This is a genomic window from Bacillus sp. GbtcB14 (assembly GCF_019091205.1).
In the GTDB taxonomy this organism is placed as follows: Bacteria; Bacillota; Bacilli; order Bacillales; family Bacillaceae_G; genus Bacillus_A; species Bacillus_A cereus_AG.
In genome coordinates this window covers 1-274 of the sequence record NZ_JAGXJT010000144.1, presented here as the reverse complement: position 1 = coordinate 274, position 274 = coordinate 1, and the positions used below count along the sequence as shown (strand labels likewise).

Below are 274 nucleotides of genomic sequence, written 5' to 3'. Positions count from 1 at the left end.
ATACAGGCGAAGGGAGATCCGATCGCTGATTTATATGAGGATATTGCGGCTGAAGAAAAGGCGAGAGCGACGTATCAATGGATTATTGATATTTCCGATGAAAGTAGCCATGTCGTTCTGTGGGCCAAGGAGTTGGCCAAGTCCATTGTCTACGGAGGACCGCTTGCCCTCCGACTTATTAACGACGGATCGCCATACTCACAAAGCAGATTAATAAGGCGATTGATGATGGAAATAAAGAAGCGTTCCTCACGCTTTCAAAAGGATATGCAGC

The 274-nt window shown here is 46.4% G+C and carries 1 protein-coding gene and 1 pseudogene; both read left to right on the top strand.

Annotated elements, in window-relative coordinates; translation table 11 throughout:
- Nucleotides 1-102 (top strand): annotated as a pseudogene (locus KVT31_RS30880) (manganese catalase family protein); the annotation flags it as partial.
- Between the two features lie 86 nt (nt 103-188).
- Nucleotides 189-274 (top strand): IDEAL domain-containing protein (locus KVT31_RS30875; RefSeq protein ID WP_368858998.1); only part of this gene is annotated, 86 nt, incomplete at its 3' end.